The organism is Streptomyces sp. NPDC051913 (genome assembly GCF_044593635.1).
Classification (GTDB): domain Bacteria; phylum Actinomycetota; class Actinomycetes; order Streptomycetales; family Streptomycetaceae; genus Streptomyces.
In genome coordinates this window covers 186,854-212,509 of record NZ_JBIUCI010000006.1, presented here as the reverse complement: position 1 = coordinate 212,509, position 25,656 = coordinate 186,854, and the positions used below count along the sequence as shown (strand labels likewise).

Sequence of the window (25,656 nt, the reverse complement as noted above, 5' to 3'; positions counted from 1 at the left end):
ACCGGCAATACGCGCTAGAGTGTGACAACGCCAAGGGCCGGCAACGCTCTCACCCCCGAGGGCACGCGAACCACCGGTGGGACCCGGGGTTCTGCTTCCCCTGGACGAAGGACAAAGGAGTCGCGGGTGTCCAGCTCCGACATCTTCATCGGCGAGACCATCGGTACCGCCATACTCATCCTGCTCGGCGGCGGCGTCTGTGCGGCCGTCACGCTGAAGGCCTCAAAGGCCCGTAACGCCGGTTGGCTCGCCATCACCTTCGGGTGGGGTTTCGCCGTACTCACGGCCGTCTACACCTCCGCGCCGCTGTCCGGCGCGCATCTGAACCCGGCCGTCACGCTCGCCCTCGCGCTGAAGAAGAACGGCATCGAGTGGAGCCAGGTCCCGACCTACTGGGGCGGACAGCTCCTCGGCGCCATGATCGGCGCCACCCTGGTCTGGGTCGCCTACTACGGCCAGTTCCACGCGCACCTCACCGACAAGGAGATCGTCGGCGGTCCGGGCGCGCAGGCCACGAAGGCCAAGGCCGTCGAGGCTCAGGAGCAGGGCGCCGGCCCCGTGCTGGGCATCTTCTCCACCGGTCCGGAGATCCGGAACGCCATCCAGAACGTCGCCACCGAGGTCATCGGCACCATCGTGCTGGTGCTCGCCGTCCTCACGCAGGGCCTCAACGACGGCGGCAACGGTCTGGGCACCCTGGGCGCCCTGATCACCGCCCTGGTCGTCGTCTCCATCGGTCTGTCCCTCGGTGGCCCGACCGGCTACGCGATCAACCCGGCCCGTGACCTCGGTCCGCGTATCGTGCACGCCCTCCTGCCCCTGCCCAACAAGGGCGGCTCCGACTGGAGCTACGCCTGGGTCCCGGTCGTCGGTCCGCTGATCGGCGGCGCGATCGCTGCGGGCATCTACAACGTCGCTTTCGCTTAGAGGCAGCACTTCCCGAAGCAGCACTTCCCGAAGCAGCACCTTCTGACAAGCACTCGTAGCAAGCAGCCGTAGACAGACCGCTTATCCACGGAACCTCAGGAGCACACCGTGACCGACGCGCACACCGCCGGCCCCTTCATCGCCGCTATCGACCAGGGCACGACCTCTTCCCGCTGCATCGTCTTCGACAAGGACGGCCGGATCGTCTCCGTCGACCAGAAGGAGCACGAGCAGATCTTCCCGAAGCCGGGCTGGGTCGAGCACAACGCCAACGAGATCTGGACCAACGTCCAGGAAGTCGTCGCCGGAGCCATCCAGAAGGCCGGCATCACCCGGGACGACATCAAGGCCATCGGTATCACCAACCAGCGTGAGACCACGCTGCTGTGGGACAAGAACACCGGTGAGCCCGTCCACAACGCCATCGTGTGGCAGGACACCCGCACCGACGCCCTGTGCAAGGAGCTCGGGCGCAACGTCGGCCAGGACCGCTTCCGCCGCGAGACGGGTCTCCCCCTCGCCTCGTACTTCGCCGGCCCGAAGGCCCGCTGGCTGCTCGACAACGTCGAGGGTCTGCGGGAGCGCGCCGAGCGCGGCGACATCCTCTTCGGCACCATGGACACCTGGGTCATCTGGAACCTGACCGGTGGTGTCGACGGCGGCAAGCACTACACCGACGTCACCAACGCCTCGCGCACCATGCTGATGAACCTCCACACGCTGGAGTGGGACGAGAAGATCGCCGAGTCCATCGGCGTGCCGCTGTCGATGCTCCCGGAGATCCGCTCCTCCGCCGAGGTCTACGGCGAGGTCACCGGCGGCAAGCTGGGCGAGCTGCTCGGCGGCATCCCGGTCGCCTCCGCACTCGGTGACCAGCAGGCGGCCCTGTTCGGCCAGACCTGTTTCGCCGAGGGCGAAGCCAAGTCGACGTACGGCACCGGCACGTTCATGCTCATGAACACCGGCGAGAAGATCATCAACTCGTACTCCGGTCTGCTGACCACCGTCGGCTACCGCATCGGCGACCAGGCTCCGGTCTACGCCCTCGAGGGCTCGATCGCCGTCACCGGTTCGCTGGTGCAGTGGATGCGCGACCAGATGGGTCTCATCTCCACCGCCGCCGAGATCGAGACGCTCGCGCTCTCGGTCGAGGACAACGGCGGCGCCTACTTCGTGCCGGCCTTCTCCGGTCTGTTCGCCCCGTACTGGCGCTCCGACGCCCGCGGTGTGATCGCCGGTCTGACCCGGTACGTCACCAAGGCGCACCTGGCCCGCGCCGTCCTGGAGGCCACCGCCTGGCAGACCCGTGAGATCACGGACGCCATGACCAAGGACTCGGGCGTCGAGCTCGCGGCCCTCAAGGTCGACGGCGGCATGACCTCCAACAACCTGCTGATGCAGACCCTCTCGGACTTCCTGGACGCCCCCGTGGTCCGTCCGATGGTCGCCGAGACGACCTGCCTCGGCGCCGCCTACGCCGCCGGTCTCGCCGTCGGCTTCTGGACCAGCACCGACGACCTGCGTGCCAACTGGCGCCGGGCCGCCGAGTGGACCCCCCGCATGGACGCGGACGCCCGCGACCGTGAGTACAAGAGCTGGCTCAAGGCCGTCGAGCGGACGATGGGCTGGCTCGAGGACGAAGAGAGCTGACGAGAGCCACTCGTAGGCTCAGCACGCTCTGATGAGGAGTAAGAACCCGAAATGACCAGTCAGACCACCCTCCAGTCCGTGCCTGCCCTCGGTACGCGCCCGGCCTCCGGCTCCAACCCGAGCCGCGCCGAGACCCGGGAGCAGCTCGCCAAGGCGTCGTACGACCTTCTCGTGATCGGCGGCGGCATCCTGGGCATCTCCACCGCCTGGCACGCCGCGCAGTCCGGCCTGAGGGTGGCTCTGGTCGACGCCGGCGACTTCGCCGGCGCCACCTCCTCCGCCTCCTCCAAGCTTCTCCACGGCGGTCTGCGCTACTTGCAGACCGGCGCGGTGAAGCTGGTGGCGGAGAACCACTTCGAGCGCCGTGCGGTGTCTCGCCAGGTGGCTCCCCACCTGGCGAACCCGCTCACGTTCTACCTGCCCGTGTACAAGGGCGGGCCGCACGGCGCGGCGAAGCTCGGGGCGGGCGTCTTCGCCTACTCCGCGCTCTCCGCGTTCGGTGACGGCGTCGGTCACCTCCTGTCCCCCGCCAAGGCGGCGCAGGACGTGCCCGAGCTGCGCACCGACAACCTGAAGGCCGTCGCCGTCTACGGCGACGACCAGATGAACGACGCCCGTATGGCGCTGATGACGGTCCGCGCGGCCGTCGAGGCGGGCGCGGTCGTCCTCAACCACGCCGAGGTGACCGGCCTGCGCTTCACCAAGGGCCGGGTCACCGGTGCCGAGCTGCGCGACCGCACCTCCGGTGACGAGTTCGGCGTCAACGCCCGTCTGGTGCTGAACGCGACCGGCCCGTGGGTCGACCACCTGCGCAAGATGGAGGACCCGAACGCGGCTCCCTCCATCCGTCTCTCCAAGGGCGCGCACCTGGTCCTGAAGCGGACCGCGCCGTGGAAGGCCGCGCTCGCGACGCCCATCGACAAGTACCGGATCACCTTCGCTCTCCCGTGGGAGGACATGCTGCTCCTCGGTACCACCGACGAGGAGTTCGAGGGCGACCCGGCGGACGTCAGGGTCACCGAGAAGGACACCGCGCAGATCCTGGACGAGGCCGCGTTCTCCATCCGGGACCAGCAGCTCGACCGGGACCTGATCACGTACGCCTTCGCCGGTCTGCGGGTGCTGCCGGGCGGGCCCGGCGACACCGCCAAGGCCAAGCGCGAGACCGTCGTCACCGAGGGCAGGGGCGGCATGCTGTCCGTCGCGGGCGGCAAGTGGACGACGTTCCGGCACATCGGCCGTACGGTCATGCAGAAGCTGGAGGCCCTGCCGGGTCACCCGCTGGGCGACGACTTCGAACCGATCTCGTCCCTGCCCAAGAAGCTCCCGCTGCCGGGTGTCGCCAACCCGCGCGCGGTCGCGCACCGGCTGCTGGTCGACAACCCGGCCCCCGGCCCGCGCATGGCCGCCGACACGGCCAGGCACCTGGCGACCCACTACGGCTCCCTGGCCTTCGACATCGCCCGCCTGGCGAACGAGAACCCGGAGCTGGGCGAGCGCGTCCACCCCGACGCCCCCGAGATCTGGGCGCAGGTCGTGTACGCCCGTGACACCGAGTGGGCCGAGACGCCGGACGACGTGCTGCGCCGCCGCACGACGCTGACGATCCGCGGCCTGGCCACGGACGAGGTGCGGGCGAAGGTCCAGGACCTGCTCGACAAGAAGTAGGCGCTACGACTCGAAGGGCGCGGTTCCTCCTGACGGGAACCGACCTGACCGAGGCCCGGCCCTCCTCCCCTATGGGGCCGGTACGCGAGAGGGGCGACTCCACGCCGATGGAGCCGCCCCTTTCGCATGCCGCGTTGTCAGTGGCGGGTGTGTCGTTCGACGCCGAGTCAGCTCAGTGAGGCGACGACCTCGCGTACGGCGGCCGTGTCCCGCAACTCCGCGCGGCGCACGATCAGTTCGCGGCCCAGCAGCAGCGCCCTGCGGGACGCCGGGGCCGGGTCCGGGAGGGTCGTCAGGTCGGTCAGGTGGGCGAAGCCGATGATGCGGCGGACGATCTCCGTGCCGGCGTAGCCGACGGACTCCGTCCAGACGCGACGCAGGAAGCGATCGAGGTAGGCGTCGTCGAAGAAGGTGTCGACGCGGGTCGGCCAGAGACGACGGAACTCCGTCTCGAACGCCTGCCAGGACAGCCGGAGTTGGTCGGCGTGGTCGGACAACGTGCCCAGGGCCCGTGCCCGTTCCTCGGACACCAGCACGTTGGCCCAGTAGAGGCCGAGGTCGTAGCCGATCGGGCCGACGAAGGAGAACTCGGGGTCGAAGACCCGGACGACCGGGGCGCCTTCGCGGTCGCCGACCATGATGCTGCCGGTGTGCAGGTCGCCGTGGAGGAGGGCCTGGGCGCTGGTCATGAAGGTGTGCCGGAGGTCGGCGACCTCCGTGCGCAGGCGCGCGTCCGCGCGGAACTCCGCCGCCAGGTCGGCGACGCCCTCGTGCCAGTGGTTGTGCTCGTGCTCGATGTACGGCTCGGAGAGGACCACGTCTTCCGTGATCTTGCACAGCTCGGGGCTGACCGAGGCCGCGATGAGGGCCTTTCGCTCGGCGGAGGGCATCCCGAAGTCGCTGGTGGCGAAGGAGAGCTGGGCCACGAACTCGCCCACCCGGGCCGAGGTGTTCGGGCCGTACGCCGCGCCCTCGTTGAGGAGCGTGCGCAGGACCTCCAGGTCCGACATGTCCTCCATGACGAGCGCGTAGTTCTCGGGGTCGTAGCCGTGGATCACCGGGATCTTGTCGGGGGCGACCTTGGCGACCTGGTCGTAGGCGCGGGCCTCGGCGTCGGCACGGTCCGGGTTCATCGGCCAGGACGGTCCCGCCACGCGGACCCACGGCAGGGCCTGCTTCACGGCGAGGCTGTGGGTGCCGTCGGGCGCGGTGGCGAGGAAGACGCGGTTCATGTTGCCGTCGGAGACCTCGCGGACCTCCGGATCGGCGGCCTCGTCCCAGTGGCCGCGCTCGCGCAGGTACGCCGGGATGTCCTCGGTCTCCAGGATGCGGTAACCCATGACTCTCCTTAAGCCGTGCGGCGCTTGGACAAAGTGAAGCTGAAGACCAGGGCGAGGATGAGGACCGCGCCCTCGACGACGTCCTGGGTGTAGTACGGCAGGCCCTTGATGGTCAGGCCGGTGGTGATGATGCCGATCAGGACCGCGCCGAGGGCCGTGCCCCACACGTTCGGGCGGCCCCGGCCCAGGACGGAGGTGCCGACCAGCGCGACCGCCACGGCCTCCAGGAGCTGCGAGGTGCCGGCGGACACGTCGCCCTGGCCGATGCGGGAGGCCAGGATCAGGCCGCCGACGGAGGCGAGGACGCCGGACAGGACGTAGGCGAGGGCCCGGTACGCGCCGACGCGGATGCCGGCCAGCCGGGACGCCTCGGGGTTGGCGCCGATGGCGTACAGCACCCGGCCCCAGCGGGTGCGGGCGAGGAAGACCCAGGCGACGACGGTCAGTCCGCCGAAGACGAGGACCGAGATGGGGACGCCGAGGACCGTGCCGCGGTCGATCTTCAGGAAGCCCTCGGTGAACTTGCCGGGGGCGGTGGTGCCGTCGTCCAAGGTCATGCCGGGGGTGATGGACTGCCCGTCGACCAGGACGAGTTTGAGGCCCTGGACGATGAACAGGGTGCCGAGCGTCGCCAGCATGTCGGGGATCTTCAGTACAACGATCAGCAGGGCGTTGAGCAGGCCCACCACGGCACCGGCCGCGAGCACCGCGATGATCGCGACCGTACCGATCTGGTTGTGGACGACCATGGTCTGCGCGGCGACGGAGACGCCGAGGCCCGCGACCGCGCCGACGGACATGTCCATTCCGCCGACGGCCATGGTGAGGGTGACGCCGAGGCCGAGGATGGCGGCCACGGAGACATAGCGCAGGGTGTCGAGGAGGGTCGCCGACTCGCGGAACGAGCCCTCGCTGAGCGCGAAGTAGAGGAACAGCGCGACCGTCACGAAGATGAAGCCGTACTTGATGACGGCGTTCTGCAGGCGGGCGGCGGGGGTGGCCGTGGCGGACGGGGTCGCCGTCTTCACCGGGGTGCTCTGGGCTGTGGTCATGGGGTGCTTCCTTCGGCGGCGGCGGGCGCGGGCGTCACACCGACGCCGAGATGGTCTGGATCACGCGGTCGCGTTCCGCGTCCTCGCCGTAGGCGTCGAGGTGGATCTCGCCGGCGGCCAGCACGACGACCCGGTCGGCGACCTCCAGCACCTCGTCGACGTCCGCGGACAGGACGAGCACGGCGGCGCCCTCGGCGGCCAGGGCACGGGCACGGCGGCCGATGTCCCGGCGGGCGCCGATGTCCACGCCTCGGAACGGCTCGTCCAGGATGAGGACGCGGGGTGTCTCGGCGAGCCAGCGGCCGACGACGACCTTCTGCTGGTTGCCGCCGGACAGCTCCTCGACGGTGCTGTGCTCGTCGCGGGTGACGACGCCGAGGGCGTCGATGGTGTCGCGGCCGAGGGCGTCCTCCTTCGCCGTGTTGACGAGGCCGAGCCGGGACAGCGACTTCAGGAACGGCAGCGAGATGTTCTGGGCGAGCGACCAGCCGGGGACGAGGGCATCGGCGTGCCGGTCCTCGGGGACCAGGTGGATGCCGCCGCGGATCGCGTCGGCGGGGCGGCGGGGCGTGTACCGCTTGCCGTCCAGCTCGATCGCGCCGCTGGTGAAGGGTTCGGCGCCGAACAGGCCGCGGGCCAGCTCGGTCTTGCCCGCGCCCAGCAGTCCGACGACGCCGGTGACTTCGCCGCTGCGAAGGTCGAGGTCGAGGGGCGTGCGGCCCTCGAAGAGACGGACCCCTCTCAGCGAGAGGACCACCTCACCGGACGGCGCCCCTTCCCGCACCGGCCGTGCCGTGGTCGCCTCCTGGGCCTGGGCGAGCATCGCGCGCAGGGCCGCGTCCCAGTCGAAGGGCTTGGCCTGGTCCTCGGTGAGACGGCCGTCCCGCAGGACGACCAGCCGGTCGGCCAGGGCGTCGATCTCGCCGAGGCGGTGGGAGACGTAGAGGACGGCGATGCCGTCGTCGCGCATCTTCTCGACGAGGGCGAAGAGGCGTTCCGCCTCGGCCGCCGACAGCGCGGAGGTCGGCTCGTCGAGGATGAGGAGGCGGGGGCGGGTGGCCAGGGCGCGGGCGAGGATGAGCAACTGGCGGTCGGAGATGCCGAGTTCGGTGACGTCCCGCTTGAGCACGGCATCACTCCAGCCCAGTTCCAGGCCCGCCTGGATCTCGCGGGCGCGGGCCAGCAGCTTGGCGCCGTTGAGGAAGGGGTTGCCGCGGCGCTGGGCGAGTTCCTCGAAGGCGAGGTTCTCGGCGACCGAGAGGCCGGGCACGATGCCCTCGCCGATGCGCTGGTGCACGGTCTGGATGCCCAACTGCCGGGCGGCCAGCGGTGACTGGAGGGCCGCGGGCTCTCCGGCGACCCGCACCTCGCCGCCGTGGTCCGTGTGCACGCCCGACAGGATCTTGATCAGCGTGGACTTGCCGGCGCCGTTCGCGCCGAGCAGCGCGACGACGCTGCCCGGTGCGATGTCCAGCGAGACGGACTCCAGGACCGTCTTGCCGCCGAAGGCCATGCTGACGTCGGTCAGGGAGACCGCCGGCGTCCCGGTCGTCTCAGTGGGCGACATTCGAGATCCAGTCCGCGGTCGAGACCTGGGCCAGGTTCAGCGCGGGCAGCGCCTCGCGCAGCTGGTCCATGTTCGCGATCTTCTTCTCGCGCAGGAAGTCCTGTGTGATGGCGACGGCCGGGAACTCGACGGAGGTCTTGTTCAGTTGACCGGCCAGCTCAAGGGCGGTGGTGCGGACGACGGCGGCGCCGACCGCGGACGGGTCGGTGCCGGCCGTGGCGACCCAGGGGCTGTCGGCGGCGGTCATCTGCTGGATGTCGGCGTTGGAGACGTCCGCACCGAAGACCTTCACCTTGTCCTGGAGCTTCTTGTTCTGCACGGCGAGGACGGTGCCCTTGGCGAGCTCGTCGTAGGGGGCGAAGACACCGGCGACGTCGCCGTGCTGGGTGAGCGCGGCGGAGACGAGGGGAACGTTGTCAGTGGCCGTGGAGTCGGTGACCTTGCCGACCTTGAACTCCTGCTTCCAGCCCTGCGCGGCGAGTTCCTTCGCCCAGACGGTGTTGCGCTTGTCGAGGGCGGCGTAGCCGGCGACGTTGACGTAGCCGACCTTGGCGTCCTTGCCGACCTCCTTGGCCATCACGTCGAGGACGGCCTGCGCCATGCTGGCGTCGTCCTGCTTGGTGGAGACGACGCCCTTGGTGGCCGTCTCGACGTCGTAGACGACGACCTTGATGCCCTTCTTCACGGCCTTGTCGATCTCCGGCTGGATGGTGGCCGGGAAGCCGTGGTCGATGATGATCGCCTTGGCGCCGGAGTTGATGGCCGAGGAGAGGTCGGTGGCCTGCTTGGCGTTGTCGGCCTGGGCGTCGTACACGGTCAGGTCGATACCGAGGGCCTTGGCCTGCGCCTTGGCGCCGTTGCCCCACTGCTCGAAGTAGTCGCCGGCGCCGCTCTGCCGGACCAGGGCGACCTTGACCGCGCCCGCGCTGAACGGGGCGGGCTTCTTGCCGGTGGCGGCCGAGGCGGAGGCTGCGGTGTCGCCGGCGTCCTTGGAGGCGTCGGTGGACTGGGAGCAGCCGGACAGCACGAGCGCGGACACGGAGGCGAGGGAGAGCGCGGCGAGGGGCAGACGGGTGCGGGACATGAGGGGCTCCAGGTGCGGGGTGGTGCTGAGCGGAGGAAGGGGGTGCCGGGCCCGGAGCGCGAGCAGGGAGGGAATGCGCCACTGCGAAAAGGGCAGGGCGGGGCTCCGGGAGGGGTCAGCGACAGCTGGCGGTGGTCGTCCGGAGCAGGTCCACGTACAGCCGCCGTACAAGCAGCAGCGTCTTCACACGCAGATCATGAGAACGATTTCAGCCATACGTCAAAGGCACGGAAGCGGTTTCTCAGCACGTGAGACAACGACTACGTCACACCCGATTGACCTGACATGGCGGGTTACCATCGCGGGACCGGCACCCGACCCGGCACAGTGAGGCCCCGATGACGACACCAGCCGCAAAAGCGCTGCGTATGCCCTGCATGCGCCGCTGTTGTCGCGCGCTGTGTCGCGGCTGACCGGCTGTCCCGTCCTGTTTCGCCGCTCCCTCTTCCTCCTCTCTTCCTCCCCCGCCAGTCCGGTGCTTGTCTCGGTATCCGGACTTTCCTTCCAGACTCCTGGAGTTGTTCCCATGACGCTGCTGACCACCTGGTCCGAGTCCGGCCCCGAGACGCAGGTCCGCCGTACCTCGGACCCCGCCGAGATCGCCGAGGCCCTCAAGCCGCTCGGTGTGCGTTACGAGCAGTGGCCGATCCGCGAGGACGTGCCCTTCGACGCCGACAGCGACACGGTCTTCGCGGCGTACGGCCCCGAGATCGAGAAGCTGAACGCCGAGGAGGGCTTCACCACCGTCGACGTCCTCGGTCTGCACCCCAGTGACGACCCGGAGTTCCCGGCGAAGGCCAAGGCCGCCCGCGAGAAATTCCTCCAGGAGCACACGCACGACGACGATGACGAGGTCCGCTTCTTCGTCTCCGGCTCCGGCATCTTCTACCTCCATGTGAACGGCGAGGTGCACGCGGTCTTCTGCGAGAAGGGCGACCTGCTGGGCGTCCCGCGCGGCACCACCCACTGGTTCGACATGGGCACGAACCCGTCGTTCACCGCGATCCGCTTCTTCCACGAGGAGGACGGCTGGATCGGCAACTTCACCGGCTCGCCGATCGCGTCCCGCTTCCCGGACTACGACACGATCGCGGCGGGTTACGAGGCGGACAAGGCTTCCGCATGAGCCTGTTGTACGACGTGGACGCCGTGGTGCTCGACATCGAGGGCACCACGAGCGCCACGGGCTTCGTCGTCGACGTCCTCTACCCGTACTCCCGCTCACGTTTCGGAGCACTGCTCTCCGAGCGGAGCGGTGATCCGGACGTCCAGCGGGCCGTCGCCCAGGTCCGCGAGGAGCTCGGCGACCCGGACGCGGACGCGACGGCCGTCGAGAAGGCCCTGAACGCCTGGCTCGACGAGGACCGCAAGGCCACCCCGCTGAAGACCCTTCAGGGCATCATCTGGTCCGAGGGCTTCGCCCGCGGCGACCTCGTCTCGCACTTCTACGACGACGTCGTACCGCGCCTGCGCGCGTGGCACGCGGCGGGCGTCACGTTGTACGTCTACTCGTCCGGGTCGGTGGCCGCGCAGCGGGCGTGGTTCACCAACAGCCCGGAGGGCGACCTCACATCGCTCGTCTCGGGGCTGTACGACACGGAGAACGCGGGGCCCAAGCAGGAGCCGGAGTCGTACCGCCGTATCGCGCGGGCGACCGGCGTCGAGCCCTCCAGGCTCCTCTTCCTCTCCGACCGCCCCGGCGAGCTGGACGCGGCCCGCGCGGCCGGCTGGCACGCGGTCGGCATCCGGCGGCCCGGGGAGCCGTACTACGAGCAAGGCGTCGGCGACCACGCGCAGGCGGGGACGTTCGACGGGATCACCGTTTCTAGGAGCACCGCATGACCGCCGAGATCAGCGCACTCGACCTGGAGGAGGCGGGGGCGGTCCTCGCCGCCGAGTCCGCCCGCTTCGCCGCCTTCGGCTGGATGCGGGGCACCTCCGGCAACCTGTCCGTGGTGCTCACCCGTGACCCGCTGCGGCTCGCGGTCACCGCGAGCGGCCACGACAAGGGAGAACTGACGCCCGCCGACGTGGTGTTGGTGGACGGGCAGGGCGCTGCCGTCCAGGGCGGCAAGCCGTCCGCCGAGGCCGAGCTGCACGCGCGCGTCGCCGCGCTGACGGGCGCCGGGGCCGTCGTGCACGTCCACACGGTGGCGTCCGTGGCCATGGGGCGGCGCGATCCGGGCGGGATCGTCTTCCGGGACCTGGAGATGCTCAAGGGCGTCGGCCAGCCCGCGCACGACGTCGAGGTGACACTGCCGGTCATCGCCAACAGCCAGGACATGAAGGTGCTCGGGGACCGACTGGAGGAGGCGCGCAACCCGCGGATGCCGGCCGTCGTGGTCGCGGGGCACGGGCTGTACGTGTGGGGTGCCGACCCCCGTCAGGCGCGGCACCACACCGAAGTGGTGGAGTGGCTGCTGGAGTTGGAGCTGTCGCAGCGCTGAGCGGCACGGAGAACATGCAGAAGGGGACCCCCGGGATCGGGGGTCCCCTTCTGCGCCTCACGTCTACTTGAGGTGATCGCCCGGCAGTTGGCCGGCGGCGACCTCCAGGACGCCCCGCTCCGTCACCAGTCCCGTCACCAGCCGCCCCGGCGTCACGTCGAAGGCGGGGTTGTGGCCGCGCGACTCGGCGGGCGCCGTCCGCACCCCGCCCCACTCCAACACCTCGGCCTCGCCGCGGAGTTCGATGTGGATGTCGTCGCCGGTCTTGGTGGCGAGGTCGACCGTCGTCGTCGGCGCGGCCACCAGGAACGGGATGCCGGCGTCGGCGCAGGCGAGCGCGACGCCCACGGTGCCGACCTTGTTGGCGGTGTCGCCGTTGGCCGCGATACGGTCCGCGCCGACGATCGCCGCGTCGACCTCGCCGCGCAGGATGGTTCCGGCGGCGGCCCCGTCGGCCTGGACGTAGTGCGGTATGCCCTCCTGGACCAACTCCCAGGCGGTGAGCCGGGATCCCTGGAGGAGCGGGCGGGTCTCGTCGGCGTACACCACCTCCAGGCGTCCGCGCGCGTGGAGTTCGCGGATGACGCCCAGGGCCGTGCCCCAGCCGGCGGTGGCGAGGGCGCCGGTGTTGCAGTGGGTCAGGATGCGCAACGGCCGGTCCTCGGCGACCATGTCGAGCAGCCAGTCGGCGCCGTGCGCGCCCATCGCGCGGTTCGCCTCGACGTCCTCGCGCTGGACTGCCGCGGCCTCCGCGAGCACCGCGTCGAGGCCCTCCTCGAAGCGGGTCATGACCCGGTCCACGCACACCATGAGGTTGACGGCCGTGGGGCGGGCCGCGCGGACCCGGGCGACGGCCGCGCGGACCTCGTCCACCGACCAGCCCTCGCGCCGCCCCTCGATGAGCGCGAGCGCGACTCCGTACGCGCCGGCCGCCCCGATGGCGGGCGCGCCGCGCACCACGAGACGCTGAATCGCGTCGACCAAGGTGTCCACATCGCGGACATCCATCGTCTCGGTGCGCTGCGGCAGCAGCGTCTGGTCGATGAGGGCGAGGCTCTCCCCGGTCCACTCGACCGCGCGCAATTCCTGGGGCATATCGGGACACTCCTGATGTTCCGGTGGTCTCCGCCACCGTACATGACCTGCACGAACCATAGTTCGAGACAGTCGAGCAGATGTCCGGAAACGGATGCTACTGTCCAGCGATCAGTCCGCAGACCGAGACGAAGGAGGAAAGACCGTGCTGCTGACCAAGCGCCGTTTCCTCGACTTCGGCCGGTGTGCCGGCGACGGCTGTCGACGCTGACCCCCGTCCCCGCAGCGTCACCCCATCCACCCCCACGCGCTCCCGGCGGAGCGCGCATCGCCGTATCCGGAAGGTCTCCCCGATGCTTCGCAGATCCCGTCGTACCCTCCAGGTCGCCGCCGCCTCCGCGCTGCTGGTCACCGCGGCCACCGCCTGCAACGCCGCCGCGAAGAGCGACTCCGCCGGCGCGAGCGCGGGCAGCGACACGTCGTTCACGCTGGTCACCCCGGACGCCGTCGGCCAGAACGAGTTCCTGAAGCTCGCCGTCACCGGCATCGAGTCCGCGGCGAAGAAGCACGACGGCACGCAGAAGGTCTACGAGTCCACCGACAGCGCCTCCCAGCAGCAGAACGTGCAGGCCGCGGTCGACGCCAAGCCCGATGTCGTCGTGCTGGTCGGCTTCGAGTTCGCGGACATCGTCGCCCAGCAGGCCGAGAAGAACCCGAAGCAGCAGTTCCTGATCATCGACGCCTGCACCACCAAGACCTTCAAGAACGTCGGTTGCGCGGTCTTCCGCGAGCACGAGGGCGTCTACCTCGCCGGCGCCGAGGCGGGTCTGCTCAGCAAGTCCGGCAAGGTCGGCGCGGTCGACGTCCTCGACACGCCCCAGTTCCGCCGCTACAGCGACCCGTTCGCGGCCGGTGCCAAGAAGGTCGCCCCGAAGACCACGACGGACACCCGTTTCGTCGGCGGCCAGTCCCCGTTCGACGACTCGGCCCGCGCCAAGGAGCAGGCGGGCACCCTGCTCGCCAAGGGCTACGACCAGTTCATGGCGGCCGCCGCGGCGGGCAACTACGGCGTGTTCGAGGCCGCGAAGGCCAAGGGCGCCTACGCCTACGGCGTCGACGTCAACCAGTGCACCGCGGCGCCCGGCACGGTCGTCGACAACGTGATCAAGCGCACGGACATCGCCGTGGAGAAGGGCATCGAGTCGGTGCTCGGCGGCAAGACGGGCACGACCGTCTCCTACGGCCTCAAGGAGGGCGGCATCAGCCTGACCGGCCTGGAGGACGGCGTGGAGACGTCGAAGTGCGTGATCGCCGACCACCCGGACGTCCTCGCGAAGGTCAAGGAGCTGCGCGACCAGATCGTGTCCGGGAAGCTGACGGTCGATGACCCCGCCGCGAGCTGACGCCCAGGACGTCGCCGTCGAACTCCGGGGAATCACCAAGCGGTTCCCCGGCACGCTCGCCAACGACGCCGTCGACCTGACCGTCCGGCGCGGCGAGATCCACGCCCTGATGGGCGAGAACGGCGCGGGCAAGTCCACCCTCATGTCGATCCTGTACGGCATGACGCGCGCCGACGCCGGTTCGGTCCTCGTCGACGGGCGCGAGGCGGACTTCGCCAGCCCGGCCGACGCGATGGCCGCCGGACTCGGCATGGTCCACCAGAGCTTCAAGCTGTTCGACTCGCTGAGCGTGGCCGAGAACGTCGTCTACGCCGCCGAGCCGCGCCGCTTCGGCCTGGTGGACCGGGCCGCGGCCCGCCGCCGGGTGCGTGAACTCGCCGAGGAGCACGGCCTGGCCGTGGACCCGGACGCACGCGTCGGCGATCTGCCGGTCGGCCTGCGCCAGCGCGTCGAGATCCTGAAGCTGCTGCACCGTGGCGCCCGCACACTGATCCTCGACGAGCCGACGGCGGTGCTCACGCCCGCCGAGGCGGACGCGCTGTTCGCGGTCCTCAAGTCCCTGGCCGCACAGGGCCGTACGGTGATCCTCGTCACGCACAAGCTGCGCGAGGTCCTCGAAGGCAGCGACCGAGTGACCGTCCTCCGCGACGGCCGGGTGGTCGCCCGTCCGGTCACCGCGGAGACCTCCGCCGACGAGATCGCCGCCGCGATGACCGGCCGCGCGGTCGACTTGGACCGCATCCATGCGCAGGGCACCCCAGGTGACGTGGTCCTGGCCGTGTCCGGACTCACCACGGACGGGGTGCGCGAGGCCTCGCTCACGGTGCGGGCGGGCGAGATCGTCGGCATCGCGGGCGTCGCGGGCAACGGCCAGAGCGAGCTGATCGAGGCGCTGGCCGGGCTGCGGCCGACCAGGGCGGGCAGGGTGACGCTCCTCCAGCAGGACATCTCCCACGCCTCGGCCACCGAACGCCGCCTCAAGGGGATCGCGTACGTCCCCGAGGACCGTCACGCGGTCGGTACGGCCCCTGCCGCGTCCGTCGCCGAGAACCTCGCGATGGGACATCACCGTACGACCCTGTCGTCCCGCGGCCTGCTGCCCCCGGCCGGAGTCCGGTCCCACGCACGGCGGTTGATCGAGCGCTTCGGCATCAAGGCCCCGTCCCCCGAGGTGGCCGCCTCGGCGTTGTCCGGCGGCAATCTCCAGAAGCTGCTCATCGGCCGTGAACTCGCGCACGAGGCACCGCTGTTGCTTGTCGAGCAGCCGACCCGCGGGGTGGACATCGGTGCCATCCAGAACATCCACGACCAGCTGATCGCCTATCGCGACGCCGGTCACGCCGTGCTCCTCGTCTCGGCCGAGCTGAGCGAGATCCGGGGGCTGGCGGACCGGGTGCTGGTCATGTACGAGGGCCGGATCACGGCGTCGTACGACAAGAACGAGGCGGACGAACGGACGCTGGGCCTCGCGATGGCGGGCGGCGCCTCAAGGGAAGCCGTCACGGTGGAGGCCGTCGACTGACATGAACAACCGGATCCTCGGAGCCCTGCGCTCCCCCATCACCTTCTCCGTGCTCGCGGGCGTGCTGATCGGCGCGCTGTTCCTCGTCGGGACCGGCGCGGACCCGATCGCGTCCTACGAGGCGGTCCTCACCGGCTCGTTGGGCGCCGACGGCATCGGCTCCACCCTGACGACCGGCACCAGTGTGCTCGGCATGGCGCTGGCGCTGGCGATCCCGCTGCGGGCCGGGCTGATCAACCTCGGCGGCGACGGGCAGATGGTCCTCGGCGGCATCACGGCGGCCGTGACCGGCCTCCACTCCCCGCTTCCGGCCCCGCTGACCGTCGTGCTCGCGCTGCTCGCGGGCATGGCGGCGGGCGCCGCGTACGCCGCTCTGGCCGCCCTGTGCGAGAACCACTTCGGCGTCCCGCTGCTGGTCAGCAGCCTGCTGCTGAGCTACCCGGCGGTGTCGCTCGCCTCCTATCTGGCGCGCTACCCGCTGAAAGAGCCCGGCTCCAGCCTGCCGCAGACCCGTTCCCTGCCCGACGGGGTGGCGCTGCCCGCGTTCGGTGACTCCACGGTCACCTGGGGGCTGGTTCTGGTCGTCCTCGCGGCGGCCGCCTACTGGTTCACCGACCAGCGGACCGCGATCGGGTACGAGATCCGTATGACGGGTCTCAACGCGCGCTTCTCCGCCTACGCGGGCGTCGAACGCCGGGGTCTCACCCTGAAGTTGATGTCCGTCTCGGGTGCGACCGCCGGACTCGTGGGCGCCATCGGGGTGTTGAGCTTCCCGTACCGCTTCGTGGACGGCTCGCTGACCGCGCCCGGCTACACCTGGACGGGACTCACCGCCGCGCTGCTGGCGACGGCCGCCCCGCTCGGCACGGTCGTGGCGTCCTTCTTCTTCGCCGTCCTCCAGGTCGGCGGCCTGGCGATGGAGCGGACGACGGAGGTGCCGCGCGAGCTGACCCAGGTGCTCCAGGCGATCGTGATCGTGTTCCTGGCGGCCCGACTGCGCTTCCCCAGCCGGTGGTTCAACCGTCGTAAGGAGGCGGTGTGATGTTCTTCGACTCCGATCTCCTGATGTCGGCGCTCCGCGCGCTGACCCCGATCCTGCTGGCCGCGCTCGGCGGTGCGATCTGCGAACGTGCGGGCGTCTTCAACATCGGCCTCGAAGGCATGATGCTGATGGGCTGCTTCACGGCGGTGGCGACGAGCTGGTTCACCGGCAGCCCCTGGCTCGGCGTGCTGGCGGCGGCGCTGGCCGCGGCGGCGTACTCGCTGATCCTCGCGGTGGGGACGGTGACCCTGCGCGGGGACGCGGTCGTTCTCGGCGTCGCGATGAACCTCCTCGCCGTGGGTCTGACGAGTTTCCTCCTCCGTACGGTCTTCGGTGTGCAGGGCACTTTCGACGACCCGTCACTCGCCGGGCTGCCGCTGATCGGCGGGCTGAGCCCGCTCGCCTATCTGTCGTGGGCGGCGGTCGCGGTGGCCGCGTTGATGCTGTCCCGGCATGTGTGGGGGCTCAGGCTGCGCGGGGTCGGCGAGGCGCCGGACGCGGCGGCCACTCTCGGGGTGAGCCCCGCCAAGTACAAGTACGCGGCCGTGCTCGTCTCCGGCGTGCTCTGCGGTCTGGCCGGGGCCCAACTCGCGCTCGGCAACGTCACGTTGTTCACCGAGAACATGACCGCGGGCCGCGGCTGGATCGCCGTCGTCGCCGTGATGCTCGGCCGCGCCCTGCCCCTCGGCGTCCTGCTCGCCGCGCTGCTCTTCGGCCTCGCCGAGGCGGCCGGCTTCCGCCTCCAGGGCCTCGGTCTGCCCCAACAGGCAACCGACGCGGCGCCGTACGTCGTCACGCTCGGCGCTCTCTTCCTCACCACGGCACGCCGTCGTCGCCGTGTCCGCCCGTCGCCCACCGGAGCCGCCTCATGACGCAGGACCTGCTGCCCATCACCCGTATACCCCGCACCGGCCTGCCGGCCCACGCCGTCGTCGTCGGCGACCCGGCGCGCGCCGCGGCCGTCGCCGCCCTGCTCGACGGCGCCGAGGAGGTGTCCTACCACCGCGAGTACCGTGTGTTCAGCGGCAGTTGGAAGGGCCTGCCGGTCGTCGTCGCCTCGCACGGCGTGGGCGGTCCGGGCGCGATCCTGCTGTTCCAGGAGCTCGCGGACGCGGGCGTGCGGGTGCTGCTGCGGTTCGGTACGGCGGGTGCGATGAAGCCGGGGATCGCCGACGGCGACCTCGTGATCGCGGAGGCGGCCGTCCGCGACGACGGTGTCACCCAGCAGCTGCTGCCGCCGGAGTACCCGGCGGTCTCCTCCCCCGAGGCCGTCTTCGCGCTCCAGCGCGCGGCCCGCGCCGCCGACGCCCCGCACCACCGAGGCGTCGTCTGGACCCGGGCGGCCTTCCAGCCCGGTCTGCTGCCGCTCTTCTCCTACGACGGTGCCGGCCTCGCCGCCATCGAGATGGAGCTCTCCGCCCTGCTGGTCACGGCGTCGCTGCGCGGCCTGGTCGCGGGCGGTGTGCTGGTGATCGACGGGGCGAACGCGGACGAGCTGGTGGACGAGGGCGGCGAGAGCGCCTACGACCCGCACCGCGAGGTCGTCGCGGCGGGTGTGGAGCGGGGTGCCGTGGTGTCGCTGGAGGCGCTGCGGGTGCTGTCGGAGGAGTACGGGCTGTGAGCGTCGACCTGCTGGTGCACGGCGGTGACGTCCTCACCGTCGACGACGCCGGAACCGTCGTACGGGACGGGGCGGTCGCCGTCCACGAGGGTGAGATCGTCGCGGTCGGTCCCGCCGAGGAGCTGAAAGCGCGCTTCACAGCGGCCGAGGCCATTGACGCGTCGGGCTGCCTCTTCCTCCCCGGTCTCGTCAACACGCACACCCATCTCGCGATGACCCTCATGCGCGGTCTCGCCGACGACGTCACCCTCCAGGGCTTCCTGGAGCGGGTGCTGCCCGCCGAGGCCGAGCTGCTGGGGCCGAAGAACGTGGCGGCGGCGGTACGGCTGGCGGTCGCCGAGAGCGTACGGGCCGGGGTGACCTCCGCGCTCGACATGTACTGGTTCCACGAGGCGGCCGAGCAGGTGGCCCGGGAGACGGGCTGGCGGCTGCACACCGGGCCGACCTTCATGGACGTACCCGGACCGCCGGACGGCATCGCGTACGAGGACCGGCTGGACTGGGCGCGGCGGGACCTCCGGGCGCGTGGCCCGGCCCGCCCCGGCCACCGGCCCGTGGTGTTCGCGCACTCGACGTACACCCTCTCCCCCGACCAGCTCACCGAGATCTTCGCCCTGGCACGGGAGTTCGGCGCCCTCGTCCACATCCACGCGGCCGAGAACACCACCGAGGTCGCCACCGTCGAGGTCAAGTACGGCAAGCGGCCCGTGGAGTTGCTGGACTCGCTCGGGCTGCTCGGCGACGACGTGCTGCTCGCCCACGCCGTGGACCTGACCGGCCCGGAGATCGCCGCGCTGGCCCGCACCGGCACCTCGGTCGCCCACTGTCCGATCTCCAACCTGAAGTTGGGCTGCGGGATCGCGCCGGTGGCGCGGCTGCTGAGCGCCGGGGTGACCGTCGGGCTCGGCACGGACGGGGCCGTCAGCTCCAACACGCTGGACGTGCTGGGGGCGGTGCGGCAGGCGGCGCTCGTGCACAAGGCGGGCGGCGACCCCACGGCGGTCGGCGCCGAACAGGCCGTACGCATGGCGACGGTCGAGGGTGCGCGGGCGCTCGGGCTCGGGGAGCGGCTGGGCTCGCTGGAGGCGGGCAAGCGGGCCGACCTCGTCGTCCTCGACCTGAACGCGCCGCATCTGCGGCCGCTGCACGACCCGTGGTCGACGCTCGCCTACGCCGCGCACTCGGCGGACGTACGGGACACCGTGGTCGACGGGCGGGTGCTGATGCGGGACCGGGTGCTGACCACGCTGGACGAGGCGGCCGTGATCGCCGACCTGGAGGCGCTCGTCCGACCGGTCTGACCGTTCTGACCTTTCTGACGTCTCTGACCGGGGAATTCCCCCTCCGGAACGGCCTGTCGGCCTCCATAATGGCCTGAGACATCGGATGTCTCGACGGACATGCGCGTGAACCACTGGGAGGCCGGTTATGGCAGTGACCGACGAGGCGATCGAGAAGATCAAGGGCATGATCGTCTCCGGTGCCCTGCGCCCCGGCGACCGGCTGCCGAAGGAGTCCGAGCTCGCCGCCGAACTCGGGCTGTCCCGCAACTCCCTGCGCGAGGCGGTGCGCGCCCTGTCGCTGATCCGGATCCTGGACGTGCGGCAGGGCGACGGCACCTATGTGACCAGCCTCGACCCCCAACTCCTTCTGGAGGCCCTGAGTTTCGTCGTCGACTTCCATCGCGACGACACGGTCCTGGAGTTCCTCGCGGTGCGCCGCATCCTGGAGCCGGCCGCGACCGCGATGGCCGCCTCCCGGATCAGCGAGCAGCAACTGAAGGCGCTCTCGGCCCAGTTGGACAAGCTCGGCGACGACCCTTCGGTGGAGGAGCTGGTCGCCTGCGACCTGGACTTCCACCGGGGGATCGTGCAGAGCTCGGGCAACTCGGTGCTCTGCTCGCTGCTCGACGGTCTGTCGGGGCCGACGACCCGGGCCCGCATCTGGCGCGGCCTCACTCAGGAGGACGCCGTCAGCCGCACGCTGCACGAGCACCGCATGATCCTCGCCGCCCTGCGGGACCGGGACGGGGAGGCGGCGCGGTCGTGGGCGACGGTGCACATCGCGAGCGTGGAGCAGTGGCTACGCGCGTCACTGTGAAACGGGTGATTCGACACGGCGCTGATCACCGAGGGGTGTTCCGGGGTGGCTAATGGGGCAGTGATGCGTTCACTCCCCCGTGCAAGGGGGCTGCGGTCGCCCCCGCCGGACGCCGTAAGGTTGGGGCGTACGTGAGGGCACGTCGGAAGGAGGCACTGGGTGATCGAGCTCGAGGGGGTTCCCGAGCTGATCGACCCGGTCATGGTGGCCGCGTTCGAGGGCTGGAACGATGCCGGCGACGCCGCCTCCACCGCGGTCGCGCATCTGGACAGGGAGTGGAAGGGCGAGGTGTTCGCGGCGCTGGACGCCGAGGACTACTACGACTTCCAGGTGAACCGGCCCACGGTGTGGATGGACGCCGGAGTGCGCAAGATCACCTGGCCCACGACCCGGCTCTCCGTGGTCCGGGTCGGCGGTGACAAGCCGCGTGATCTGGTCCTGGTCCGAGGTATCGAACCGTCCATGCGCTGGCGCTCGTTCTGCAACGAGCTCCTCGGCTTCGCACACGAGTTGGGCGTGGAGCTGGTGGTGATCCTGGGCGCCCTGCTCGGTGACACCCCGCACACGCGTCCGGTCCCGATCAGCGGGACCACGTCCGACCCGGACCTGGCCCAGCGCATGGACCTGGAGGAGACCAAGTACGAGGGCCCCACGGGCATCGTCGGTGTCCTCCAGGAGGCGTGCACGCACGCGGGCGTGCCCGCGGTGTCGCTGTGGGCGGCCGTACCGCACTACGTGTCGCAGCCGCCCAACCCGAAGGCCACGCTGGCCCTGCTGAACCGGCTCGAGGACCTGATCGACGTCCGTGTCCCACTGGGTGAGCTGGCCGAGGACGCGCGCGCCTGGCAGGTGGGCGTGGACCAGCTGGCCGCCGAGGACAGCGAGGTCGCCGAGTACGTCCAGACGCTGGAGGAGGCCCGGGACACCGCCGAGCTGCCGGAGGCGTCGGGCGAGGCGATCGCCCGCGAGTTCGAGCGGTATCTGCGGCGCCGGGACGGCGGCGCGCCGGGTGGGCACGCGACGGAGAGCGGCGAGGGTACGTCGTATCTGCGCGACAGCCCCAGCGGCCGTACCAGACCGCCGAAGCCGCCGAAACCGAGCGCGGACACGGACCCTGAACCGGGTCCTGAGCCGGGTACGGAGACGGGAACCGACGGCGAGGATTCAGGGGATTCGTCGGAGGAGTGAGCCGTGGGACGGGGAAGGGCGGTGCGTTTCACGCGCACCGCCCTTTTCATGTCCCGGGGAGGGCGTCACACCTGCGGTACGGCCACCGCGTCGTAGTCGGTGTCCGGTGTGGGCTGTTCCACGTCGAAGCGGGCGTTGGGCAGATAGATCCGGTCGCCCCAGGCCGCCGCGGTCGTCGGGATGCGGAAGCGCGGGTCGGTGATCCGGGTGATCGCCGTGCCCTTGGTGCCGGCCGCGTTCAGGTGGAAGACGTCGATGGCGTTCTGCGCCTGCTGGACGACGTAGAAGGTCCGGCCGAGCAGCAACATGCCGTCCCCGTTGGGGAGTTTGGCACCGCCGAGGTCGACGGCGGTCGCGGCTCCGGTATGCGGGTCGACCCGCATGAGGGTGCCGCCGTCGGCGAAGCAGTTCACCACGAGCAGGGCGCGGCCGTCGGGGGTGCGCTCGATGCCGTTGGCGGTGAAGTCGGTGCCCTGGACCCAGTCACCGGACAGGGGCAGGGCCGTCAGGGCTCCGGGCCCGCCGTGCTTCTTGAGGGCCACGCGGTAGAGCTGGGCCTTGAAGGAGTCGGTGAACCAGGCCGCGCCGGGAGTGAGGATCACGTCGTTCACGAACGTGCCGCCGGTGGCGTACACCTTCTCGATCGCGCCCGAGCGGAGGTCCACCGTGCGGATCTCACCGCTGTCGCCGCCGGCGAGGAACAGCCTGCCGTGACCGGTCTTGAGGCCGACGGTGGGATGCCCGGTGCCGAGGCCCTTGCTGACGACGGAGCCGCGGCCGGTGGCGAGGCTCGCGCGGTAGATGTCGCCGTTGGCCAGGGAGCCGAAGTAGGCGAAGGGCTTGCTGCCGATGGTGATGCCCTCGGGCTGGAAGCCGTCGGGCAGCGGGAACTGGTCGGGCCAGGCGGGTTTCGCCGTTCCGGCCGCGTGCGCCGTACCGGCCGCGGTGCCGCCGAGGAGCGCCGCTCCGGTCAGCGCCGCGGCTCCGGTGAGAAGTCTTCTACGTGCGAAGGAACGTGCTGTGGGTGCCACTGTGCGTCCTTCTGCCAGGGGGCCGGCGATGGCCGGCCGAACGGGTCAACAGACGCTCCCACCCCATCACATGACCGTCACCCCCGCAGGCTTCGGCCGGATTGTGACGTGACGAACATGTCAGGCGGGACTGCACGTCCTGGCCAGGGGATCGACGTCGCGTGTGACACGAAGGGCGCTTCCTCCTGGCCGGAGGAAACGCCCTTCCCGATGCCTGCGGCTGCCTACAGCGCGACGCCCAGCAGCGCGTCCACCGCGCGCGAGACGACGCCCGGGGCGCTCTCGTCCGTGCCGCCCGACTCCTCCTGGAGGGCGGCCCAGCGGTCGACCGCGGCGAGCGCGGCCGGCGCGTCGAGGTCGTTCGCGAGGGCCTCGCGGAGCTCCTCGACGAGGGCCTCGGCGGACGGGCCGTCGGGCCGCGAGACGGCGGCGCGCCAGCGGCCGAGACGGGCGACGGCGTCCGTCAGCACCTGGTCGGTCCACTCCCAGTCGGCGCGGTAGTGGTGGGCGAGCAGGGCGAGCCGGATGGCGGCCGGGTCGACGCCGTCGCGGCGCAGCGCGGAGACGAAGACCAGGTTGCCCTTGGACTTGGACATCTTCTCGCCGTGCAGGGCGACCATGCCGGCGTGGACGTACGCCTTGGCCATGGGGAACTCGCCGGTCAGCACCTGGGCGTGGGAGGCGCCCATCTCGTGGTGCGGGAAGGCGAGGTCGGAGCCGCCGCCCTGGACGTCGAAGGTCATGCCGAGGTGGTCCAGGGCGATGGCGACGCACTCGATGTGCCAGCCGGGGCGCCCGCGGCCGAGCGAGCCGCCGTCCCAGCTCGGCTCGCCCGGTCGGGCGGCCATCCACAGCATCGGGTCGAGCGGGTTCTTCTTGCCCGCCCGGTCCGGGTCGCCGCCGCGCTCGGCGGACAGCAGCCGCATGGCCGCGGCGTCGAGGTTCGAGACCTTGCCGAAGTTCGGGTCGGACTCGACGGAGAAGTAGATGTCGCCTTCGAGCTCGTAGGCGGCGCCCGCGTCCCGCAGCCGTTCCACCAGCGGAACGATCCCGGGTATCGCCTCGACGGCACCGATGTAGTGCTTCGGCGGGAGCATCCGCAGGGCCGTCATGTCCTCGCGGAAGAGGGCCGTCTCCTTCTCGGCGAGGGCGACCCAGTCGACGGCGTCCCGCTCGGCGCGCTCCAGCAGCGGGTCGTCGACGTCGGTGACGTTCTGGACGTAGTGAACCTGGCGCTTGGTGTCGAGCCACACGCGCTGCACGAGGTCGAACGCGTTGTACGTCGCCGCGTGCCCCATGTGGGTGGCGTCGTACGGCGTGATGCCGCAGACGTAGATACGGGCGACGGGACCGGGGTCGAGGGGGACCAGACCGCCGGTCGCGGTGTCGTGGATCCTCAGGTCGCGGCCCTGACCAGGCAGGGCGGGGACCTCGGAAGCGGGCCAGGCATGCATGTCATGAGCCTAACCGGACGGATGTTCCGTATACGAACCGGACCGGGCCAGATGGCCGGTAAGGCGTTCTTGTGGACTGCCGTCCAGTGTGCTGCTAGACCGGCGGCCAGGGAATGGCCGGCCACTCGCCGCTCGGCTCCGGGTGCTTGCCGGTGGCGAGCAGGTCGTCGACCCGCGCGCGCGTGGCGTCGAGTTCGGCGGGGGTGATGAGTACGGCGAGACGCGCGGCCAGGGCTCCCTCGGCGCCGAGCGCCTCCTTGAGGCCCTTGAGGACGTCGACCGCCTCCCCCGTCAGGGGCTCGCCCGCCCAGCCCCACAGGAGGGTGCGGAGCTTGTTGTCGACGTTGAAGGTGACGCCGTGGTCGATGCCGTAGAGGCGGTCGCCCGCGGGCAGCAGATGGCCGCCCTTGCGGTCCGCGTTGTTGATGACGGCGTCGAGGACGGCGAGCCGCCGCAGCCGTTCGTCGTCTGCGTGCACGAGGAGCGCGGTCCTGCCTTCGTCGACCTCGGCGAAGCCGATGGCCTTCCAGCCGGGCTCGGGTTCCTCGCCGTCGACCAGGGCGAGCAGCTCGGCGCCGGGCGCGCCCTCGATCCACAGCTGGACCATGCCCTCGCCGAAGGGCCCGTCGCGCAGCACGGTGGGCGGTACGAGGTCCCAGCCGGTCGCCTCGGACACCTCGTAGGCGGCGACCTCGCGCTGGGCGAGGGTGCCGTCCGGGAAGTCCCACAGGGGGCGCTCGCCGCGGACGGGCTTGTAGACGCAGAGGGCCTCCTGGCCGTCGTGCGCCACGGAGCAGTGCAGCACCGCGTTGGAGGCGTCCCGGATCTGTCCGCGCACCGTCAGCTCACCGACGGTGAGCAGTTCTGCCGTGGTCACGCTCCGCGGCGGTATCCGTTCTGGCGCGGACATACGTGTCCTTCCGGGTCGAGCGGGAGACTGCACAGCGGGCAGGGCGGCCGTCCGGCGTTGACGACGTCCAGGGCCCGCTTGGCGAAGGCCCTGGCCTGTACGCCGGTGAGCCGGACCCGCAGCATCGGGGGGCCGTTCTCCTCGTCCTGGAGGAGGCGTTCCTCGGCCTCGGCGAGGTCCTCCTCGGAGTCGGCGTCGAGCTCCACGAGGGCCTGGGCCTCGACGATCATGCGCTGTTCCTCACCGTCCCAGGCCAGCGCCATGGTGCCGACGCGGAACTCCTCCTCGACGGGGGCGTCCAGCGGGGCGGTGTCGGAGATCTCGGTGGGCGCCATGGCCGGCACGGAGGCGTTGCCGCCGCTGCGCCGCACGACCTCGTCGAGCAGTTCGTCCATGCGTTCGGCGAGGGCGGCGACCTGGGTCTTCTCCAGGGCCACACTGGTCACCCGGGAGCCGGACGTGGCCTGGAGGAAGAACGTACGGCGTCCGGGCAGCCCGACCGTACCGGCCACGAAGCGGTCCGGGGGGTCGTAGAGGAACACCTGACGGGACACGTCCTGTCTCCTGGAGTCGTGGATGGGTGCGCCGCGCTTGCGACCGCTTCACCCTACTGCG

Annotated in this window: 23 protein-coding genes; 14 read left to right on the top strand and 9 right to left on the bottom strand. The window is 70.9% G+C overall.

Features of this window, described 5'->3' with window-relative positions; genetic code table 11:
* Window positions 1-126 precede the first annotated feature (126 nt).
* The 3 genes from ACIHIX_RS20285 to ACIHIX_RS20275 all read left to right on the top strand — a co-directional run bounded on the left by ACIHIX_RS20285 (window position 127) and on the right by ACIHIX_RS20275 (window position 4,245).
* Window positions 127-927, top strand: a complete 801-nt coding sequence (locus ACIHIX_RS20285) for an MIP/aquaporin family protein (protein ID WP_399957841.1) — start codon at window positions 127-129, stop codon at window positions 925-927.
* A 108-nt stretch (window positions 928-1,035) separates the two neighbouring features.
* Window positions 1,036-2,577 carry a glycerol kinase GlpK gene (gene glpK, locus ACIHIX_RS20280; RefSeq protein ID WP_399957838.1) on the top strand — a complete coding sequence of 514 codons (1,542 nt, stop codon included), beginning with the start codon at window positions 1,036-1,038 and terminating at the stop codon, window positions 2,575-2,577.
* A gap of 51 nt (window positions 2,578-2,628) precedes the next feature.
* Window positions 2,629-4,245 (top strand): FAD-dependent oxidoreductase, encoded by a 1,617-nt coding sequence (locus ACIHIX_RS20275; RefSeq protein ID WP_399957835.1) that lies wholly within the window; start codon window positions 2,629-2,631, stop codon window positions 4,243-4,245.
* A gap of 167 nt (window positions 4,246-4,412) precedes the next feature.
* Here the strand turns inward: ACIHIX_RS20275 and mtnK are convergent, their stop codons facing one another.
* The 4 genes from mtnK to ACIHIX_RS20255 are packed head-to-tail and all read right to left on the bottom strand — an operon-like array spanning window position 4,413 to window position 9,288.
* On the bottom strand, window positions 4,413-5,585 hold the full coding sequence (gene mtnK, locus ACIHIX_RS20270; protein WP_399957833.1) for an S-methyl-5-thioribose kinase: 1,173 nt from the start codon (window positions 5,583-5,585) through the stop codon (window positions 4,413-4,415).
* Between the two features lie 8 nt (window positions 5,586-5,593).
* Entirely contained in the window at window positions 5,594-6,637 is a 1,044-nt protein-coding gene (locus ACIHIX_RS20265; RefSeq protein ID WP_399957830.1) for an ABC transporter permease, read from the bottom strand.
* 34 nt (window positions 6,638-6,671) lie between these two features.
* Complete coding sequence (locus ACIHIX_RS20260; RefSeq protein ID WP_399957827.1) at window positions 6,672-8,204, bottom strand: sugar ABC transporter ATP-binding protein; 1,533 nt, start codon at window positions 8,202-8,204, stop codon at window positions 6,672-6,674.
* The gene (locus tag ACIHIX_RS20255) at window positions 8,191-9,288 is read right to left on the bottom strand and encodes a substrate-binding domain-containing protein (RefSeq protein WP_399957824.1); all 1,098 of its coding nucleotides are present in this window, start codon (window positions 9,286-9,288) and stop codon (window positions 8,191-8,193) included. The genes ACIHIX_RS20260 and ACIHIX_RS20255 overlap by 14 nt, the downstream gene beginning before the upstream one ends.
* A 526-nt stretch (window positions 9,289-9,814) precedes the next feature.
* Between ACIHIX_RS20255 and ACIHIX_RS20250 the strand changes: the two genes are divergently transcribed.
* From ACIHIX_RS20250 to mtnB, 3 genes are read left to right on the top strand one after another with little or no spacing between them, the layout of a single operon-like run.
* Window positions 9,815-10,414, top strand: coding sequence for a 1,2-dihydroxy-3-keto-5-methylthiopentene dioxygenase (locus ACIHIX_RS20250; protein ID WP_399957821.1), 600 nt, complete (start codon window positions 9,815-9,817; stop codon window positions 10,412-10,414).
* Complete coding sequence (gene mtnC / locus ACIHIX_RS20245) at window positions 10,411-11,130, top strand: acireductone synthase (protein WP_399957818.1); 720 nt, start codon at window positions 10,411-10,413, stop codon at window positions 11,128-11,130. Before ACIHIX_RS20250 ends, mtnC begins: the two co-directional genes overlap by 4 nt.
* Window positions 11,127-11,735 carry a methylthioribulose 1-phosphate dehydratase gene (gene mtnB / locus ACIHIX_RS20240; protein WP_399957815.1) on the top strand — a complete coding sequence of 203 codons (609 nt, stop codon included), beginning with the start codon at window positions 11,127-11,129 and terminating at the stop codon, window positions 11,733-11,735. Before mtnC ends, mtnB begins: the two co-directional genes overlap by 4 nt.
* Before the next feature lie 63 nt (window positions 11,736-11,798).
* Here mtnB and mtnA read toward each other — a convergent pair whose 3' ends face one another.
* Window positions 11,799-12,830: an S-methyl-5-thioribose-1-phosphate isomerase gene (mtnA, locus tag ACIHIX_RS20235; RefSeq protein ID WP_399957813.1), complete on the bottom strand. Its 1,032-nt coding sequence runs from the start codon at window positions 12,828-12,830 to the stop codon at window positions 11,799-11,801.
* Between the two features lie 293 nt (window positions 12,831-13,123).
* On the opposite strand from mtnA, the gene ACIHIX_RS20230 reads away from it, so the two are divergent.
* The 8 genes from ACIHIX_RS20230 to ACIHIX_RS20195 all read left to right on the top strand — a co-directional run bounded on the left by ACIHIX_RS20230 (window position 13,124) and on the right by ACIHIX_RS20195 (window position 21,646).
* Complete coding sequence (locus tag ACIHIX_RS20230; RefSeq protein WP_399957810.1) at window positions 13,124-14,173, top strand: BMP family ABC transporter substrate-binding protein; 1,050 nt, start codon at window positions 13,124-13,126, stop codon at window positions 14,171-14,173.
* A complete protein-coding gene (locus tag ACIHIX_RS20225) occupies window positions 14,154-15,695 on the top strand; it encodes an ABC transporter ATP-binding protein (protein ID WP_399957807.1) in 1,542 nt (513 codons plus the stop codon). Before ACIHIX_RS20230 ends, ACIHIX_RS20225 begins: the two co-directional genes overlap by 20 nt.
* Window position 15,696: 1 nt before the next feature.
* Window positions 15,697-16,737 (top strand): ABC transporter permease, encoded by a 1,041-nt coding sequence (locus ACIHIX_RS20220; protein WP_399957804.1) that lies wholly within the window; start codon window positions 15,697-15,699, stop codon window positions 16,735-16,737.
* A complete protein-coding gene (locus ACIHIX_RS20215) occupies window positions 16,737-17,609 on the top strand; it encodes an ABC transporter permease (RefSeq protein ID WP_399957801.1) in 873 nt (290 codons plus the stop codon). The genes ACIHIX_RS20220 and ACIHIX_RS20215 overlap by 1 nt, the downstream gene beginning before the upstream one ends.
* Entirely contained in the window at window positions 17,606-18,358 is a 753-nt protein-coding gene (locus tag ACIHIX_RS20210; protein WP_399957798.1) for a nucleoside phosphorylase, read from the top strand. The genes ACIHIX_RS20215 and ACIHIX_RS20210 overlap by 4 nt, the downstream gene beginning before the upstream one ends.
* Window positions 18,355-19,659 carry an amidohydrolase gene (locus ACIHIX_RS20205; RefSeq protein WP_399957795.1) on the top strand — a complete coding sequence of 435 codons (1,305 nt, stop codon included), beginning with the start codon at window positions 18,355-18,357 and terminating at the stop codon, window positions 19,657-19,659. Before ACIHIX_RS20210 ends, ACIHIX_RS20205 begins: the two co-directional genes overlap by 4 nt.
* Before the next feature lie 127 nt (window positions 19,660-19,786).
* Window positions 19,787-20,458 (top strand): FadR/GntR family transcriptional regulator, encoded by a 672-nt coding sequence (locus ACIHIX_RS20200; protein WP_399957793.1) that lies wholly within the window; start codon window positions 19,787-19,789, stop codon window positions 20,456-20,458.
* Window positions 20,459-20,617: 159 nt separating this feature from the next.
* Complete coding sequence (locus ACIHIX_RS20195; RefSeq protein WP_399957790.1) at window positions 20,618-21,646, top strand: PAC2 family protein; 1,029 nt, start codon at window positions 20,618-20,620, stop codon at window positions 21,644-21,646.
* A gap of 65 nt (window positions 21,647-21,711) precedes the next feature.
* Here the strand turns inward: ACIHIX_RS20195 and ACIHIX_RS20190 are convergent, their stop codons facing one another.
* The 4 genes from ACIHIX_RS20190 to ACIHIX_RS20175 form a co-directional block, all read right to left on the bottom strand.
* Window positions 21,712-22,677, bottom strand: a complete 966-nt coding sequence (locus ACIHIX_RS20190) for an SMP-30/gluconolactonase/LRE family protein (RefSeq protein ID WP_399957787.1) — start codon at window positions 22,675-22,677, stop codon at window positions 21,712-21,714.
* 224 nt (window positions 22,678-22,901) lie between these two features.
* Entirely contained in the window at window positions 22,902-24,131 is a 1,230-nt protein-coding gene (gene mshC, locus ACIHIX_RS20185) for a cysteine--1-D-myo-inosityl 2-amino-2-deoxy-alpha-D-glucopyranoside ligase (protein ID WP_399957784.1), read from the bottom strand.
* 94 nt (window positions 24,132-24,225) lie between these two features.
* The gene (locus ACIHIX_RS20180; RefSeq protein ID WP_399957781.1) at window positions 24,226-25,041 is read right to left on the bottom strand and encodes an SCO1664 family protein; all 816 of its coding nucleotides are present in this window, start codon (window positions 25,039-25,041) and stop codon (window positions 24,226-24,228) included.
* Window positions 25,005-25,595, bottom strand: a complete 591-nt coding sequence (locus tag ACIHIX_RS20175; RefSeq protein WP_399957778.1) for a DUF3090 domain-containing protein — start codon at window positions 25,593-25,595, stop codon at window positions 25,005-25,007. The genes ACIHIX_RS20180 and ACIHIX_RS20175 overlap by 37 nt, the downstream gene beginning before the upstream one ends.
* Between the last annotated feature and the right edge of the window lie 61 nt (window positions 25,596-25,656).

Bases quoted from the DNA above. Each gene is read 5' to 3' on its own strand.
- ACIHIX_RS20275 (WP_399957835.1), top strand. From the start codon at position 2,629: ATGACCAGTCAGACCACCCTCCAGTCCGTGCCTGCCCTCGGTACGCGC.
- mtnK (WP_399957833.1), bottom strand. From the start codon at position 5,585: ATGGGTTACCGCATCCTGGAGACCGAGGACATCCCGGCGTACCTGCGC.
- ACIHIX_RS20265 (WP_399957830.1), bottom strand. From the start codon at position 6,637: ATGACCACAGCCCAGAGCACCCCGGTGAAGACGGCGACCCCGTCCGCC.
- ACIHIX_RS20260 (WP_399957827.1), bottom strand. From the start codon at position 8,204: ATGTCGCCCACTGAGACGACCGGGACGCCGGCGGTCTCCCTGACCGAC.
- ACIHIX_RS20255 (WP_399957824.1), bottom strand. From the start codon at position 9,288: ATGTCCCGCACCCGTCTGCCCCTCGCCGCGCTCTCCCTCGCCTCCGTG.
- ACIHIX_RS20250 (WP_399957821.1), top strand. From the start codon at position 9,815: ATGACGCTGCTGACCACCTGGTCCGAGTCCGGCCCCGAGACGCAGGTC.
- mtnC (WP_399957818.1), top strand. From the start codon at position 10,411: ATGAGCCTGTTGTACGACGTGGACGCCGTGGTGCTCGACATCGAGGGC.
- mtnB (WP_399957815.1), top strand. From the start codon at position 11,127: ATGACCGCCGAGATCAGCGCACTCGACCTGGAGGAGGCGGGGGCGGTC.
- mtnA (WP_399957813.1), bottom strand. From the start codon at position 12,830: ATGCCCCAGGAATTGCGCGCGGTCGAGTGGACCGGGGAGAGCCTCGCC.
- ACIHIX_RS20230 (WP_399957810.1), top strand. From the start codon at position 13,124: ATGCTTCGCAGATCCCGTCGTACCCTCCAGGTCGCCGCCGCCTCCGCG.
- ACIHIX_RS20225 (WP_399957807.1), top strand. From the start codon at position 14,154: ATGACCCCGCCGCGAGCTGACGCCCAGGACGTCGCCGTCGAACTCCGG.
- ACIHIX_RS20220 (WP_399957804.1), top strand. From the start codon at position 15,697: ATGAACAACCGGATCCTCGGAGCCCTGCGCTCCCCCATCACCTTCTCC.
- ACIHIX_RS20215 (WP_399957801.1), top strand. From the start codon at position 16,737: ATGTTCTTCGACTCCGATCTCCTGATGTCGGCGCTCCGCGCGCTGACC.
- ACIHIX_RS20210 (WP_399957798.1), top strand. From the start codon at position 17,606: ATGACGCAGGACCTGCTGCCCATCACCCGTATACCCCGCACCGGCCTG.
- ACIHIX_RS20200 (WP_399957793.1), top strand. From the start codon at position 19,787: ATGGCAGTGACCGACGAGGCGATCGAGAAGATCAAGGGCATGATCGTC.
- mshC (WP_399957784.1), bottom strand. From the start codon at position 24,131: ATGCATGCCTGGCCCGCTTCCGAGGTCCCCGCCCTGCCTGGTCAGGGC.
- ACIHIX_RS20180 (WP_399957781.1), bottom strand. From the start codon at position 25,041: ATGTCCGCGCCAGAACGGATACCGCCGCGGAGCGTGACCACGGCAGAA.